General features: G+C 47.3%; 14 protein-coding genes. 13 read left to right on the top strand and 1 reads right to left on the bottom strand.

The features are described 5' to 3' along the window. The first annotated feature begins 122 nt into the window (after positions 1 to 122). From ACXAC1_RS03765 to ACXAC1_RS03705, 13 genes are all read left to right on the top strand, one after another. A complete protein-coding gene (locus ACXAC1_RS03765; protein ID WP_475058927.1) occupies positions 123 to 1,502 on the top strand; it encodes a cache domain-containing protein in 1,380 nt (459 codons plus the stop codon). Next, the gene (locus tag ACXAC1_RS03760) at positions 1,489 to 2,136 is read left to right on the top strand and encodes a response regulator (protein WP_475058925.1); all 648 of its coding nucleotides are present in this window, start codon (positions 1,489 to 1,491) and stop codon (positions 2,134 to 2,136) included. The genes ACXAC1_RS03765 and ACXAC1_RS03760 overlap by 14 nt, the downstream gene beginning before the upstream one ends. A 400-nt stretch (positions 2,137 to 2,536) precedes the next feature. Continuing rightward, positions 2,537 to 4,135, top strand: a complete 1,599-nt coding sequence (locus ACXAC1_RS03755; protein WP_273103288.1) for an ABC transporter substrate-binding protein — start codon at positions 2,537 to 2,539, stop codon at positions 4,133 to 4,135. Between the two features lie 138 nt (positions 4,136 to 4,273). Then, positions 4,274 to 5,284 carry an ABC transporter permease subunit gene (locus tag ACXAC1_RS03750; RefSeq protein WP_199459906.1) on the top strand — a complete coding sequence of 337 codons (1,011 nt, stop codon included), beginning with the start codon at positions 4,274 to 4,276 and terminating at the stop codon, positions 5,282 to 5,284. 9 nt (positions 5,285 to 5,293) lie between these two features. Next, positions 5,294 to 6,184 carry a dipeptide ABC transporter permease DppC gene (gene dppC, locus ACXAC1_RS03745; RefSeq protein WP_475058922.1) on the top strand — a complete coding sequence of 297 codons (891 nt, stop codon included), beginning with the start codon at positions 5,294 to 5,296 and terminating at the stop codon, positions 6,182 to 6,184. Positions 6,185 to 6,193: 9 nt separating this feature from the next. After that, on the top strand, positions 6,194 to 7,162 hold the full coding sequence (gene dppD / locus ACXAC1_RS03740) for a dipeptide ABC transporter ATP-binding protein (protein WP_475058919.1): 969 nt from the start codon (positions 6,194 to 6,196) through the stop codon (positions 7,160 to 7,162). Further along, complete coding sequence (locus tag ACXAC1_RS03735) at positions 7,159 to 8,160, top strand: peptide ABC transporter ATP-binding protein (RefSeq protein ID WP_475058916.1); 1,002 nt, start codon at positions 7,159 to 7,161, stop codon at positions 8,158 to 8,160. The genes dppD and ACXAC1_RS03735 overlap by 4 nt, the downstream gene beginning before the upstream one ends. 174 nt (positions 8,161 to 8,334) lie before the next feature. Next, the gene (locus ACXAC1_RS03730; protein WP_475058914.1) at positions 8,335 to 9,873 is read left to right on the top strand and encodes an ABC transporter substrate-binding protein; all 1,539 of its coding nucleotides are present in this window, start codon (positions 8,335 to 8,337) and stop codon (positions 9,871 to 9,873) included. Further along, a complete protein-coding gene (locus tag ACXAC1_RS03725; protein WP_475058911.1) occupies positions 9,866 to 10,846 on the top strand; it encodes an ABC transporter permease in 981 nt (326 codons plus the stop codon). Before ACXAC1_RS03730 ends, ACXAC1_RS03725 begins: the two co-directional genes overlap by 8 nt. Further along, positions 10,843 to 11,781, top strand: coding sequence for an ABC transporter permease (locus tag ACXAC1_RS03720; RefSeq protein WP_199459919.1), 939 nt, complete (start codon positions 10,843 to 10,845; stop codon positions 11,779 to 11,781). The genes ACXAC1_RS03725 and ACXAC1_RS03720 overlap by 4 nt, the downstream gene beginning before the upstream one ends. 2 nt (positions 11,782 to 11,783) lie before the next feature. Continuing rightward, positions 11,784 to 12,788: an ABC transporter ATP-binding protein gene (locus tag ACXAC1_RS03715; RefSeq protein ID WP_273107246.1), complete on the top strand. Its 1,005-nt coding sequence runs from the start codon at positions 11,784 to 11,786 to the stop codon at positions 12,786 to 12,788. Continuing rightward, positions 12,781 to 13,791, top strand: a complete 1,011-nt coding sequence (locus tag ACXAC1_RS03710) for an ABC transporter ATP-binding protein (RefSeq protein ID WP_475058909.1) — start codon at positions 12,781 to 12,783, stop codon at positions 13,789 to 13,791. Before ACXAC1_RS03715 ends, ACXAC1_RS03710 begins: the two co-directional genes overlap by 8 nt. After that, positions 13,782 to 14,702, top strand: coding sequence for a LysR family transcriptional regulator (locus ACXAC1_RS03705; protein WP_475058906.1), 921 nt, complete (start codon positions 13,782 to 13,784; stop codon positions 14,700 to 14,702). Before ACXAC1_RS03710 ends, ACXAC1_RS03705 begins: the two co-directional genes overlap by 10 nt. Here ACXAC1_RS03705 and ACXAC1_RS03700 read toward each other — a convergent pair. Continuing rightward, positions 14,683 to 15,909, bottom strand: a complete 1,227-nt coding sequence (locus ACXAC1_RS03700) for a TIGR03862 family flavoprotein (protein WP_475058903.1) — start codon at positions 15,907 to 15,909, stop codon at positions 14,683 to 14,685. The genes ACXAC1_RS03705 and ACXAC1_RS03700 overlap by 20 nt on opposite strands. Positions 15,910 to 15,969 lie beyond the last annotated feature (60 nt).

Here is a 15,969-nt window from a genome sequence, read left to right as displayed (position 1 = left end):
GAAGGCGATACATTTACAAAAAAGGGAGGCTTGGCCTCCCTTCAATCTTTCTAGCCAAGGTGCATGTTAGTGTGCCTGAAAGACATATAACGATCAGGAAACAACAATAACTAGGTCCTGCTATGACACTTAAAAGCAAAATCATTTTGCTGACAGTGATCCCTTTGCTTTTGGCAACGGCAATCATTACTTATCTCGGGGTGACTCATGCTAAGTCATTGACGCAGCAAGAGCTGGCGCTCTATGAGCAGCGCATGATCGAAACCCGCAAGCAAGCTCTAAAAGACAATGTGGCCATTGCCATGTCGGCCATTCGTCCTATCCTAAATGATCCTACCCTGACCACTGAACAGGCGAAGCTGAAAGTGCGTCGTTTACTTACCGGATTAACTTACAACGAAGATGGCTATTTCTTTGCGTACACCTTAGATGGTGTGAATTTAGTGCACCCAACGCAGCCTGATTTTGTCGGACAAAACTTATTAGAGTTTCAGGATAAGGAGGGGGACTTTCTTATTAAGAACTTAATTCAGGCTGCTAAATTGGGAGGTGGGTTTCATCGCTATATTTGGGAAAAACCACCGCAACTGATCCAAGAAGATAAGCTTAGTTATGTTGTATTAATCGAGCCTTGGGGATGGATGATGGGGACGGGTATGTATCTTGATGATATATATCGGGATCTTGAGGCTGCACAAAATGCGATGAACAAAAACATCTCCAACAGCTTATTTACCGTGCTGTTTGTATTAGGTCTAACGGTTGTCGTGGTTTTGTTGTTGGGATTATTTATTAACTTACGAGAACATCGTTTAGCTGATGTTCGGTTAAAGAAGTTAATTAAGCGCTTCATTCGCTTACAGATCAGTGAGCGTCGAAAGTTCTCCCGTGAGCTTCACGATGGTATCAATCAATTGCTGGTCTCAAGTAAGTTTCGCATTGAGCTGGTGGGAAATAAGCTTCGTAAAGGCGTGCAACATGACACGATTGAAGCGGATTTGCAGCAGGCTGAGCATGTGATTGAGCAAACGATTCAAGAAGTACGGCAAATCTCCCATAACTTGCGACCGACTTTATTGGATGATTTAGGTCTTGAAGCGGCGTTGATTGGCTTGTTAGAGCAGTTCGCAGAGAGAACACAGGCTCGCGTCCAATATCAGCTCATCCCAAATCTCGATGAGTTAGCTGAGGAGGTAGAAATTACCCTGTATCGCTTATCACAAGAGTGCTTAACCAACATTGAAAAGCACGCCAATGCTCAGAACGTTTCGTTAAAAATTTGGTTGCAAAAAGATGCGTTACACTTTGAATGTAGAGACGATGGCTGCGGCTTTAACCCTCGTGATCATGCCAGTGGCATAGGAGTATTCAACATGCGCGAACGTTTGGCGTTAATTGAAGGGGAATTTTCTATCCATAGTGAAGCGGAATTAGGCACTACCGTTAGGGCTCTTGTGCCCAGTGAAATAGCCATATCTGGAGGTCAAAATGAGCCGACCTAATATCAAGGTTTTATTAGTGGATGACCATGTGTTAGTGCTCGATGGTTTGGTCGCACGTTTACAGCTGGAGTCACATATTGAAATTATGGGCACCGCTAAGAATGGTGAAGAAGCGTTGCAAAAAGCGCAGCAATTGGCACCAGATGTGGTGTTGATGGATGTCTCTATGCCGGTTCTTGGGGGGATTGAAGCGGCTAAACGCTTTCGCGAGGAACTACCGCGAATAAAAGTGCTGATGCTGAGTATGCACCATGATCGAGAATACATCTTACCTCTCGTGCAATCGGGAGCAAGTGGTTACGTGCTCAAAGATGTGTCAGTTAATGAACTGATCATGGCCATAGACACCGTGTTTCAGGGAGGCACGTATTTCAGTGCAGGCGCTTCTCAGTCGCTTTTTACGATGCCGGATAAGTCTCTTGATCCTGCACCGGCAGCCAATGAATCTCTCACCCGTCGGGAACTCGATGTATTGATTGCGTTAACTTCTGGCCATGCAAATAAAGAGGTGGCTAGACGGTTGAATATCAGTGTGCGAACAGTGGAAACTCACCGTCAAAACCTAAAGAATAAGCTGGATATCCATACGCTTGCAGGACTCACAAAATATGCGATTGAACAGGGTTTGATTTAGCTATGAAAGCTAGCTGATTAAAAAATAACACGTCTTTCTAAAAATTAACTTGCTGATTTTTAAATAAAATTTTTTCTATTCAAGATCTCTATACGCATTGCGTATAGAGCATATCGTTATTTCGATTGGTTATTCCAAATCGCTTCAGTACTCTTCAAATACGCTATTTTTGCGAACTTTTTACAGGATTCGCGAAAACGTGTAGGGGGCCTCAAGGAAGAGGAATAGCCGCCTCACTCAACGACTCGTTAGAGTGAGGCCGCTTTTAACACATCTCAGTTCGTTCTCCGAATTCAACGACATCACAAAAGAACACTTTCATTGGCTTGGCTAAATGCCTGAGCCGATGTCGCGAGTTTTAACAGAACTTGAAAATAATTATGCGAAATGGAGAGTTAAGATGAAAAAACGGTTAGCCGCTTTACCACTTGCGTTGATGGCTGCAGGTGCCATGTCAATGTCTGCTCAGGCTGCTTCAACGTTGGTCTACTGTTCAGAAGGTAGCCCAGAAGGCTTTAACCCAGCGTTCTACACATCGGGTACAACATTCGATGCCAGCTCAAAAAACATGTTCAACCGCCTAGTTGAGTTCAAACTAGGAACAACCGAAACAGAAGCAGGTCTAGCAGAAAGCTACGATGTGTCGGCTGACGGTCTTGAATACACTTTCCATTTACGCAAAGGCGTCAAGTTCCATAGCACCAAGGACTTTAAACCAAGCCGTGATTTCAACGCAGACGATGTCATCTTTACCTTCGCTCGTCAGTGGGATAAAAATCACCCTTACCACACCGTTTCAGGTGGCTCATACGAATACTTCAACGGTATGGGCATGCAAGACTTAATCAAAGACATCGTTAAAGTAGATGATTACACGGTTAAGTTTGTTCTGAACCAGCCTGAAGCACCGTTCGTGGCAAACTTAGCCATGGACTTCGCATCGATTTTTTCCGCAGAACAAGCGGATTACCTAATGAAGAAAGGCACACCAGAACAGCTGGATATCAACCCAGTTGGCACAGGTCCATTCCAAAAGGTTCAGTACCAAAAAGACTCTTTGATTCGCTACACAGCGTTTAAAGAATACTGGAAAGGTAAAGCGGACATCGATCGCCTAGTCTTCTCTATCACGCCAGATGCTTCGGTTCGTTACGCTAAGCTAAAAGCGGGTGAGTGTCATGTGATGCCTTATCCAAACCCTGCTGACCTTGAGCAAATGCAAGCAGATAGCGATATCAACTTGATGAGCCAAGAAGGTCTAAACGTGGGTTACTTAGCATTCAATACGCAGAAAGCACCGTTTACTGATACCAAAGTTCGCCAAGCGCTAAACTACGCGACCAATAAAAACGCCATCATTGATGCGGTGTTCCAAGGTGCGGGTAAAGTGGCGAAAAACCCGATTCCACCGACTATGTGGTCTTACAACAATGACGTGAAAGACTACTCGTACGATCCTGTGAAAGCGAAAGAGCTACTCAAAGAAGCTGGCTACGAGAACGGTTTCAAAACCAACATCTGGGCGATGCCAGTTCAGCGTCCTTACAACCCGAATGCTCGCCGTATGGCTGAGATCATCCAAGAAGATTGGAAAAAAGTGGGTGTCGATGCTGAGATCGTTTCTTACGAATGGGGTGAATACCTAAACCGTTCTAAGAAAGGTGAACACGATACTGTATTGCTAGGTTGGACGGGTGATAACGGTGACCCAGATAACTTCATGTATGTTCTTCTTGGCTGTGACGGCGTAGGTGGTTCTAACCGCGCGCAATGGTGTAACGAAGAGTTCAACAACTTGCTGCTGGATGCGAAGAAAACGTCTGTAAAAGCGGAGCGTACTAAGTTCTACGAAGAAGCTCAGCAAGTCTTCAAGCGTGAAGCTCCTTGGATTACCGTTGCCCACTCAGTGGTATACGAGCCAATCCGTAAGGAAGTGAAAGGCTACAAAATTGACCCACTAGGTGGTCACTACTTCTACAACGTAAGTCTAGAGAAGTAATCAAAAGCGCGGCGTCGATGAGCATCATTGAAGCCGCGAGCACTACAGAGTTAGGCGGCCGTGGAAGCCGCTTATCTCTGCTAAATCAAGCGGGCTAAGCGCCTGTTTGGTTCTCCCCATTAAGAGAGCTAGTCATCTATGTTCCAATTTATTTTTCGTCGATTAAGTTTAGTCATTCCGACGTTTATCGGAATTACCTTGCTGACGTTCACGCTTATCCGTTTGATCCCAGGTGACCCGATTGAGGTAATGGCTGGTGAACGCGGTGTCAGTGCAGAGCGTCACGCCGAACTCAGCGCGCAACTTGGCTTTGATCAGCCCTTATATGTGCAATATTTTCACTACGTCACCGGTGTATTACAGGGTGACTTAGGTAATTCATTAGTAACGAAAGAGCCTGTATTAAGCGAGTTCTTAACCTTGTTTCCAGCCACAATCGAGTTGGCATTTTGTGCGGCGATTTTTGCCATTCTGATTGGCTTACCGGCAGGTATGATTGCCGCGGTGAAGCGCGGCACCTTGTTTGATCACTCGGTGATGACCTTTTCTTTAACGGGCTATTCCATGCCGATCTTCTGGTGGGCGTTATTGCTCATGTTGATCTTCTCTGTGAATCTCGGTTGGACGCCAGTTTCGGGACGCATCGATGTAGTGTATTGGATCGATGATGTCACGGGCTTTATGTTGATTGATTCGATTCTGTCCGGTGAAGAAGGGGCATTTTCTTCTGCAATAGCGCACCTTATCTTGCCAAGTATTGTTCTAGGCACCATTCCTATGGCGGTGATTGCACGTATGACGCGCTCGTCCATGTTGGAAGTGCTAAGCGAGGATTACATTCGTACCGCTCGTGCTAAAGGCATTGCGCCATGGCGAGTGATCATTATCCATGCGTTACGCAATGCTTTGATTCCTGTGATCACGGTCATTGGTCTGCAGGTGGGTATTTTGCTCTCCGGTGCGATCCTGACGGAAACCGTATTTGCTTGGCCGGGAATTGGTAAATGGTTGATTGAATCCATTGGTCGACGTGATTACCCAGTCGTGCAAGGGGGGATCTTGATCGTGGCCACGATCATCATTGTGGTCAACCTATTGGTGGACATTGCCTACGGCATTGTTAACCCACGTATTCGACACAGCCGTTAAGGAGGCGCTATGACGACTGAAACATTACAAGCGCCAGCACAACGTACACCGTTACAAGAATTCTGGCACTACTTTAAGGGCAACAAAGGCGCGGTCAGCGGTTTGGTGTTCATCATTATCATCTGTTTGATGGCTTTGTTCGCGGATGTGGTTGCTCCTCATTCGCCATCCGATCAAGCTCGTGATGCATTACTACTTCCTCCTGCATGGATGGAAGGGGGCAACTGGGCCTATGTCTTAGGTACTGACGATGTGGGTCGAGACATTCTGTCGCGTATTATTCACGGCGCTCGTTTGTCTCTGTCCGTTGGTTTGGTCGCGGTAACCGCTTCTTTATTAATGGGCATTTTGCTTGGCCTTGTGGCGGGCTACTGCAAAGGTGTGGTGGATACCATCATCATGCGTGTGGTGGACATTATGCTCGCGATGCCAAGTTTGTTGTTGGCGATTGCGATCGTAGCGATCTTGGGCCCCAGTATCGTTAACGCCGCGTTAGCGATCTCGATTGTCTCACTGCCACATTATGTGCGTTTAACCCGTGCGGCGACTATGGCGGAAATGTCTCGAGATTACGTAACTTCTTCCCGAGTGATTGGCGCAAGTCCGCTACGCTTGATGTTTATTTGTATTCTGCCTAACTGTGTCGCACCACTGATCGTACAAGCGACCTTAGGCTTTTCAACTGCCATCTTAGACATGGCCGCGCTGGGCTTCCTTGGCTTAGGTGCACAACCTCCAACCCCTGAATGGGGCAGCATGTTGGCGGACGCATTGCAGTTCGTTCAGCGCGCGTGGTGGGTGGTAACCTTCCCAGGTCTGATGATCTTGTTGACCGTATTGGCGTTTAACCTAATGGGTGACGGCTTACGTGATGCACTGGATCCGAAGTTGAAGCAGTAGGAGCGCAATATGTCATTACTTAAGCTAGAAAATCTATCCGTTACCTTTGGTAATTTCCGCGCTGTGGATCAAATCAGCTACAGCGTCAACGAAGGGGAAGTGTTAGGCATCGTGGGCGAGTCAGGCTCAGGTAAAAGTGTCAGCTCATTGTCGTTAATGGGCTTAATTGATTACCCTGGAAAAGTCAGTGCCGATGAACTGACCTTTATGGATCAGGATCTGTTGTCCATGCCTGAAGTGCAACGCCGCAAAATCACAGGTTCTGATATTGCGATGATCTTCCAAGATCCAATGACCAGTCTAAATCCGTGTTTTACAGTGGGTTATCAGATCATTGAAGCGCTCAAAACCCACCAAGGTGGTACTAAAAAAGAGCTGAAAAACCGCGCTATTGAGTTGTTAACTCTGGTTGGTATTCCTGCGCCTGAAACGCGTTTAAGCGCTTATCCGCATCAACTGTCAGGTGGTATGAGTCAGCGGGTGATGATCGCGATCGCGATCGCTTGTAATCCTAAACTCTTGATTGCCGATGAGCCGACAACGGCTTTGGATGTGACCATTCAAGCTCAGATTATTGATCTGCTGATTGACCTACAAGAACAAAAGCAAATGGGCTTGGTATTGATTACCCACGATTTAGCGCTGGTGGCCGAAGTGGCCCATCGGGTGATCGTGATGTACGCCGGTCAAATCGTTGAAAGTGGTCCAGCGAATGAAGTGTTTAGCGCACCGCAACACCCTTACACACAAGCTTTGCTGGCGTCATTGCCTGAATCCGCAGCTGGTAAAGCACGTTTAGAAGCGCTGCCTGGTGTGGTGCCTGGTCAATACGATCGACCAAAGGGATGCCTGCTAAGTCCCCGTTGTCCTTATGCAACGGATCATTGTCGTAATGTGGAGCCTGCTAGCCAAGGGCCGTTAGAACGCCAAGTGAAATGTCATACACCACTGAACGCACAGGGGAGGCCAGCCGCATGAGCCAAGAACTTGTTTTAAACGCCCATAACCTGAAGCAGCATTATGAAGTGAAGCAAGGCTTTTTAAAGCCTGATGCGATAGTGAAAGCGGTGGACGGAGTAAGCTTCGCCCTTGAGAAAGGCAAAACCTTAGCGGTAGTGGGGGAATCAGGTTGTGGTAAATCGACACTAGGTCGAATGCTGACCATGATCGAAACACCGACCGATGGTCAGTTGAATTTCCTTGGTGAGGATTTATTGGCTTTATCGAAAGAGCAGCAAAAAGAGTTGCGCCAGAAAATCCAAATCATTTTCCAAAACCCTTATGGCTCTTTAAACCCTCGTAAGAAAATCGGCTCGATCTTAGAAGAGCCGTTGGTAATTAATACCAATCTGAGCAAAGCGGAGCGCAAGGCCAAAGCCATGGAAATGATGTCCAAGGTAGGCTTGAAGCCAGAGCACTATGATCGTTATCCGCATATGTTCTCAGGTGGTCAGCGTCAGCGTATCGCCATTGCCCGTGGTTTGATGTTAGATCCTGAAGTGATAGTGGCTGATGAGCCGGTGTCAGCTCTGGATGTGTCAGTGCAAGCGCAGGTTCTCAACCTGATGATGGATCTACAACAAGAGTTTGGCTTGAGCTATGTGTTTATTTCTCATGATTTATCTGTGGTAGAGCACATCGCCGATGAAGTGATGGTGATGTACCTCGGTAAAGTGGTTGAGCACGGTACTTGTGAGGAAGTCTTCACTAACCCGAAACATCCTTATACTCAAGCGTTGCTCTCCAGTACTCCACAGCTATCGAGTGATAAACGCCGTCAGCGCATTAAGCTAAAAGGGGAGTTGCCATCACCACTGAATCCACCAAGTGGTTGTGCTTTCCATGGACGTTGTCAGTATGCGAACGATCGTTGTCGTACTGAAGGGCCTGTACTTCGTACTACCGATGAGGCCCACTTGATTGCCTGTCATGCCGTTGAAGAAAACCGTTTAACGGAGGTTTCTGGCGCGGCATAGTGAAAGAAAATGAAGCGAAGTCAGTGCTTCGCTTCATTCTTTACTAGGCGAACAACTGTTGATTTTCTATACTGTAGGGTATAACCAAATGGTCAAGTTATTGGCCAGTACAACAAGAGGCTAGATCTGCAACCCCCAGTCATAAAGCGGAATCAGCCCGTATAAGGAACCCAAATGTTAAGATGTCTTCTCATTCTACTTGGAATGGGTTTTAGTGCGTTCTCGTGCTTGGCGGCGGATATCCGTATAGCGGTTGATGCTGATCCAATCTCTCTTGACCCTCATGAACAGCTGTCCGAAGCAGGCATTCAGTATTCTCACGCGGTCTTTGACCCTTTAGTTCGATGGCGCCAAAACGGTACGCTTGAACCGCGTTTAGCCCAATCTTGGCAAATGCTCGACGCCAACACTATGCGTGTTCAGTTACGCAATGACGTGCAATTTCATTCAGGCAACCGCATGACTGCAGACGATGTCTTATTCACAGTGGAACGATTAAAAGGCTCTGTGGATTTCAAAGCACTGTTCAATGTTGTGCAAAATGTGGACAAAATCGACGATTATACCGTCGATATCCACACCACTCATACTTCCCCCTTGCTATTAAACATACTGGCGTATGTGTTTGTGATGGACAAAGGTTTCTATGAAGGTCAGGCTGAGATCGTAAAATTTGGGCAAACGTTTGCTTCGAGCAACGTATCAGGTTCAGGACCGTTTCAAGTCAAAGAGCGTATTGCTGGGCAGCGTTTAGTACTTGAGCGTAATCCAAACTACTGGGATCAAACTTCCTCCGGGAATGTACAGCGTATGGAATGGTTGCCGATTCGCTCCGATTCGACTCGTTTAGCGGCGCTATTAACAGGCGACGTTGACGCCATCTCACCGGTTGCGCCAATCGACATTGCCCGTGTGCAACGCACCCCTGATATTCAGCTGCTGTCAATGACGGGAACGCGCATCGTGATGTTACAGCTCAACCAATCCCGCAGAAAAGAATTGCAACATCCTAAAGTTCGTCAAGCGATGAGTCTTGCCATCAATCAAAGCCTAATCGTAGAGAAAATCCTTAGAGGCTATGGTGAAGCGGCGGGGCAACTCAGTGCAACGGCGTTTGCCGGTCATATCAGTGATTTGATGCCCCAATACGATATTGAACAAGCCAAACAATTGATGGCTGAAGCTGGCTATAAAGAGGGCTTTCGTATCACCATGATGGCGCCGAATAACCGCTACATGAGTGATGAAAAAGTGGCTCAGGCCGCTGCGGCGATGTTAGAAAAAATCAACATTAAAGTAGACCTTAAAACCTTTCCTAAAGCCCAATACTTCCAGTTGTTTGATCAACGGGCGGCGGATGTCATGATGCTGGGTTGGCAGTCGGACACCTTTGATTCCAATAATATTTTTGAGTTCACGTTGGCGTGTCGAGACCTTAAAACAGGTTTGGGCACTTATAACGCCGGAGAGTTTTGTGACCCTTTGATTGAGCAAGGTGTTCGCTTAGCTAATCGTGAAATGCAACCTAAACAGCGCGAACGTATCTTGCAGGGGATTGAACATCACACTGCACAGGAAGCACTGGTGATTCCGTTGTACTGGCAACCGATTATTTGGGCGACGAAGCGCTCGGTTCGATTAGAAGGCGTGTTAAACTTTTTGAATTTCCCATACTGGGGCGATTTAGAAGTAAGCGAAGGAATCCATGGTTAGCTTTATTGGGCGCAGGCTTTGTCAGGCGCTGTTTGTGCTGCTGATTATCAGTGTGGTCAGCTTTGTTATTCAAGATAACCTGGGTGACCCCGTTCGGCAGATGGTCGGCCAATCTGTGTCCTTGCAGGAGCGGGCGGCCTTACAACAAGAGCTGGGCTTAAATGACCCTTTATTGCAGCAGTATGGTCGTTTTTTGATGGGAGCACTGCAAGGTGACTTAGGCATGTCATATTACTATAAGCAGCCTACCTTGGATGTGATTGTAAATCGCTTGCCTGCAACGCTCGAGTTATCGTTTTGCGCTTTGCTGTTGGTGATCATTTTAGCGACGCCACTTGGTGTTATTGCCGCCATTCACCCCAAAAGCCTATTATCCAGAGCGGTTCTATTTATTAGTACATTGGGGCTATCGATCCCGATCTTCATTGTCGCTGTTTTCCTGATGTACTTCTTCGCCATTGAGTGGCGCGTGTTACCAAGCTTTGGTCGCGGGGAAACCACTTCTTTTCTAGGGCTTTGGCAAACAGGGTTGTTTAATCAAGATGGACTGCGACACCTTTTACTGCCAAGTTTTTCTTTAGCATTTGTTTTAACCCCTATTTTTATTCGCTTAATCCGAGCGGAAATGCAAGATGTGCTGCAAAGTGATTTCATCCGCTATGCATGGTCAAAAGGCATTTCAGCATCGCGTATTTACTTTCTACATGCGTTAAAAAACACCATGCTACCTGTCATCACGGTAGGTGGGATTCAGGCGGGAACACTCGTCGCTTATACCATCCTAACCGAGAGTATTTTCCAGTGGCCGGGTATGGGGCTATTGTTCATGGAAGCCGTAACACGAGTGGATGTGCCATTAATATCCGCTTATTTAATGGTGGTTGGGGTGATTTTTGTAGTGACCAATACCTTAGTCGATGTGGTGTACAGTATGGTCAACCCTAGAGTTAGAATTCCGGGCTACAGCGCATGAGTTTGTTGCATCGTCCCCACGTTTCCCCTGAGCACGTTACCCGTGTACGTCACCTGTTGATGGCCATTCGTGGCGATAAACTAGCACTGTTTGCTCTGCTGATTTTTGTCTTTTACTGCTTGGTCGCTTTACTAGCACCTTTGTTGTCACCTTATGACGTGAACAGCACCGATTTTATGGATCTCGAAAATGCTGAGCTAGCGCCCTATTGGCAGACGGGGGACAGTCGCTTTTTGCTCGGGACCGATACCCAAGGACGTGATCTATTGTCGGTGATTCTGTATGGCACGCGTTTGTCTCTGACGATTGGCGTGTGTGCGGTGCTGATTCAAGTGCTACTTGGGGTCAGTATAGGCCTTTTATCTGGCTATATTGGCGGACGTTTGGATGCGTTCTTGATGCGTGTTGCGGACATACAACTGTCCTTTTCGACCATGATGGTTGCCATTGTAGTGTTAGCGATTTTTCAAACGATGTTTGGTAATGCGGCGTATCAGCAGTTGGCGATGTTAATGCTGATTTTAGTGTTAGGCATAGCAGAGTGGCCGATTTTTGCTCGGACGGTACGAGCCTGCGTATTTGCCGAGAAAGAGAAAGAATACGTTGATGCGGCGCGCATTTTGGGGGTAAGCAAGCTCCATATTATGCTGCGCCATATTTTACCTAATACTGTGTCGCCCATTTTGGTCATCCTAACCATTCAAATTGCCAATGCCATTGTTGCTGAAGCGGCATTGTCATTCCTTGGGCTAGGGATGCCGCCGTCACAGCCATCACTTGGGGCTTTGATTTCATCGGGCTTTAACTACCTTTTTTCTGGTGCCTGGTGGATCAGTGTGTTCCCAAGTGTCACCTTGATTTTGCTGATCTTTGTGATGAATTTATTAGGCGACTGGCTACGTGATCACTTAAATCCGCAAGAGATCAGGGGCTGACTATGAGCTTGTTATCGGTCAATGGTTTGAGCGTAAAGTTCCGACAGCGCCATCAGGATTTGGTGGCTTTGCACGATGTCAGTTTTAGTTTGGACCGCGGTGAGAGAATTGCCATTGTCGGGGAGTCGGGAGCGGGTAAGTCTGTTTTGGGCTATGCCTTGGTCAATCTATTGATGAAGCCTGGTTACATTGATGCTGGGTCCGTGCAGTTTGATGGTCGCGAGTTAACCAAGCTAAGCCCTAAGCAATGGCAAGGAATCCGGGGCAAGAAAATCGCGATGATCTTCCAAGATCCTATGGTGACGCTTAACCCAGTGTTGACCATTGGCGCGCAGATGATTGAAGCGATCCGTAGTCATACTCGCATTGCTTATAAAGACGCTCGAAAGCTTGCGATTGAAAAGCTCGCACACGTGCGTATCTCAGCGCCTAGTCAGCGTTTCGATCAATACCCTCATGAGCTGTCGGGCGGTATGCGACAGCGGGTAATCATTGCCATCGCTTTGTTGTTAAATCCTGAAATCATCATTGCCGATGAACCTACTACGGCGCTGGATGTGACCATTCAGGCTGAGATATTGCAGTTGCTAAAACAAATCTGTGCTGACAATGGTGTGGCGCTGATTTTGATTACCCATGATTTTGGGGTGGTATCGCGGATTGCTGAACGAACCTTTGTGATGTACGCGGGGCGTATTGTGGAGCAGGGGCCGACGTTAGAGATTATTAATGATCCGCAGCATCCTTACACCCAAGGTTTGTTAAATGCATTGCCGCAAATGGCGTTACCAGGTCAACGCCTCAACCAAATTAAAGGCAATATGCCGCCTTTGAACGATCAACCAAGCGGATGTGCCTTTCATCCACGTTGCCCTTATGCGGAAGAGCGTTGTCGACAGAATCCACCGGGCTTTGTGTACAGTGGCGTGTCTACCGTAGCGTGTTACGTGGTGGAAGATATGTTGTCTGAATTTTCCCAGTACGATGGAGACGACTCTTATGAGTAAGCCGTTGGTGACGTTCCATCGTTTGGAAAAAGTGTTTCGTACTCGTTCTGAATGGCGTTGGCCGTTGCGCTGGCCGCGTAAGCAAAGTCGTCATCCGAAAGTGTTTGCTTTAAATGGTATTGATCTCAGCATTCATCGTGGTGAAACCTTATGTGTGGTAGGGGAAACGGGTTGTGGTAAGTCTACTTTAGCGAGGCTACTCGTTGGGCTTGAGCGTCCTGATGAGGGTGCGGTGTACTTTGATGATCAACGCATTGATCAGTTAAGTGATAGCCAAAGAATGCCATTTCGTAAGAAAATACAGATGGTGTTTCAAAACCCCTATGCCTCGCTCAACCCTCGAATGACAGTGTATCAAATCCTGCGCGAAGCCATTCGACTGCATCATGCAGGCTGGTCGCGTACGCAAGTGGATCAGTTTATTGAAGAGCTGTTGCTATCTGTGGGATTAACCAAAGACGCAGAAGACCGTTATCCCCATGAGTTTTCTGGAGGTCAGCGTCAGCGCATCTCTCTAGCCCGTGCATTGTCAGTAGAGCCCGAGTTAATCATTGCGGATGAGCCATTGGCCGCGCTTGATGTATCAGTGCAGGCGCAAGTACTGAACTTGATGATGGATAAGCAAAAGGAGCTTGGCTTAACCTATTTGTTTATTACCCATGATTTGGCTGTGGTGGAGCATTTTGCAACGCGAGTCGCTGTGATGTATTTGGGTCGTGTGTGTGAAGTGGCTGATCGTGCGACATTGTTTGATGCGCCAAAACATCCTTATACCCAAGCATTACTGTCATCTATCCCGCGTTTGGATAACTTAGATCTGGAACCGATTCATCTTACCGGTGAAGTACCGACGCCTTTAGAAAAGCCGATGGGGTGCAGCTTCTGTAACCGCTGTCCACTCGCTAATCAGCGTTGTTATGAACAGACTCCAATGCTGGTCACTCAATCTGATGGTAGCCAAGTGGCATGCCATGCAGTGGAGGAGGGGCGCACATGGAAATAAGGTGGCTAGAAGACTTTATTGCTTTGGCGAAGACGCGACACTTTTCTCGTGCTGCGGATGAGCAGAATGTGACGCAGCCGACTTTCAGTCGTCGTATTAAACTACTGGAAGAAGAAATGAAGGTCACGTTGATCGACCGTAATACGTTGCCCCTGTCATTAACGCCAGCGGGCGAGATCTTTCTGCAAAGTGCTGAGCTGATTACACGACAGCTGCGAGACACTAAGGCTCGGTGTCTAGAGATCAAAGAGCAGGAGCAGTCGCAGATTCGCTTCGTTACAACGCAGTCGTTATTTTTGGGCTATTACCGAGAATTAGTGGCGCCGCTTTGTGATCAATTGGACATTAAGATCGATGTAAATATGAAGTCGAGTTCGTGGGCGGGGGCTGACTTTATTAATGCCATGACGGCTAATGAGGCGGACTTGATGTTGTGCTTCTGGCACCCCGCTATCGGCTTCTTGAAAGAGTTGGATGAAGAGAATTTTGAGAGCATCACTATTGGCCGTGAAATACTCGTTCCTTGTGTGGCGGTGGATGAACAACAAAAGCCTATCTATGAATTACCTGGTAGCCGGAAGCAGCCGATTCCTTACATTGCTTACGATGATGTGACCTTTTTAGCGCCAGCCGTGCAACATCACCTACAACGTCAGCATGAAGTGCCGCAGTTGCAAATCTTAGCCAGTAACATTCATGCGGCAAGCATTAAAGCCATGGTCAAAGAGGGCTTCGGCGTGGGTTGGTTGCCAAAGCGTTTAGTGCAGGATTCGTTAAGCTACGGGTCGTTAGCTTTGGCGGGTGCTGTGAACTGGAACGTGCCGTTGGAAATCCGTGTTTATCGAGCACGAACCAATGCTAACCCTAAGTTAAACGATGTTTGGCAAGCGCTTAAAGACTCTGCTTTTTAAGCCAATTTACAACTCCGTGCCCTACACGATGGCCTGTGGCAAAACAGGCTGTGAGCAAGTAGCCACCTGTTGGCGCTTCCCAATCTAACATTTCACCCGCACAGAACACCCCTGGAAGGCGGTTCAACATAAAGAAGTCATCAACACTGTTTTCTAAGACGCCGCCAGCGCTAGAAATGACCTCTTCGATGGGCTTCGCTTTATAGAAACACACAGGGGTATTTTGTAAGCAATGAGCTAACTTCTCAGGCGTGTCAAACTCATGCTTTGAGTAATGTTCATAAAGTAATGCGATCTTGGCGGCATCAAGCTTTAGTGTACGCTTAAGGTATTTGGAGAAAGACTCTTTCGCCTTGGTTTTGGTGAGTTTTTGAATCAGCTGATCACGGCTTAGATCTGGGGTTAAGTTGATACGTAAAGTGGCTTTCTCGCTGCTATTAATCTCATCTCTTAGATATTTTGAGTAGGCATAAATCAAACTGCCTTCCATGCCATCTGCTGTGACAATGCATTCGCCTTTTCGAGAGACGGCTTCTCCAGCAGGAAGAGTGAAACTAAACTCAACGCCTTTTAACGGTGCTCCAGCGCATTGCTGTTTAAGATGGTCACTCCAATTACTGTAGAAGCCACAGTTAGTACTCTCGAGGGGCGCGACGTCTACTTTGTTTTGCTCCAGTAATGGAACCCACTTTCCATCAGAGCCTAACTTAGGCCAGCTTGCTCCGCCAAGAGCGAGCACGATTGCGTCCGCTTGGACCATGGAGGTTTCACCAAGGTGCTCAAAAGTTGCCGTCCGTTCCTCTAACCCCACTAGTCGGTGACGCATATGAAAAGTCACTCCAGATTCTCTGAGGCGTTTTAACCAATTACGTAGCAACGGAGCGGCTTTCATCTGTTCGGGAAAGACCCGCCCAGAGGTACCGACGAAGGTTTCAATACCAAGCTCGTGAATCCACTGACGAAGGTCGGTCGGTGTGAATGCTTTTATCGAAGGCTCAAGCCAAGCGGATTTGTCGTAATAGCGTGTGAGAAAGTCATCATAAGGTTCAGCATGGGTGATGTTCATGCCTCCAACGCCCGCTAACAAAAACTTGCGGCACGCACTTGGCTTGGCATCAAACACTTCAACCGAAAAGCCAGCTGATCGTATGACTTCTGCCGCCATCAAACCTGCTGGGCCAGCACCTATTACCATTACTTTCTTCACTTGCTCACCTTCACTTTTTAATTAGGCGGAATGATAGCGAATTGTGCTTAAACTGCTAGT

It is taken from the genome of Marinomonas sp. AWM4_232 (assembly GCF_056158325.1).
This window is presented reverse-complemented; position numbering and strand designations above follow the sequence as displayed.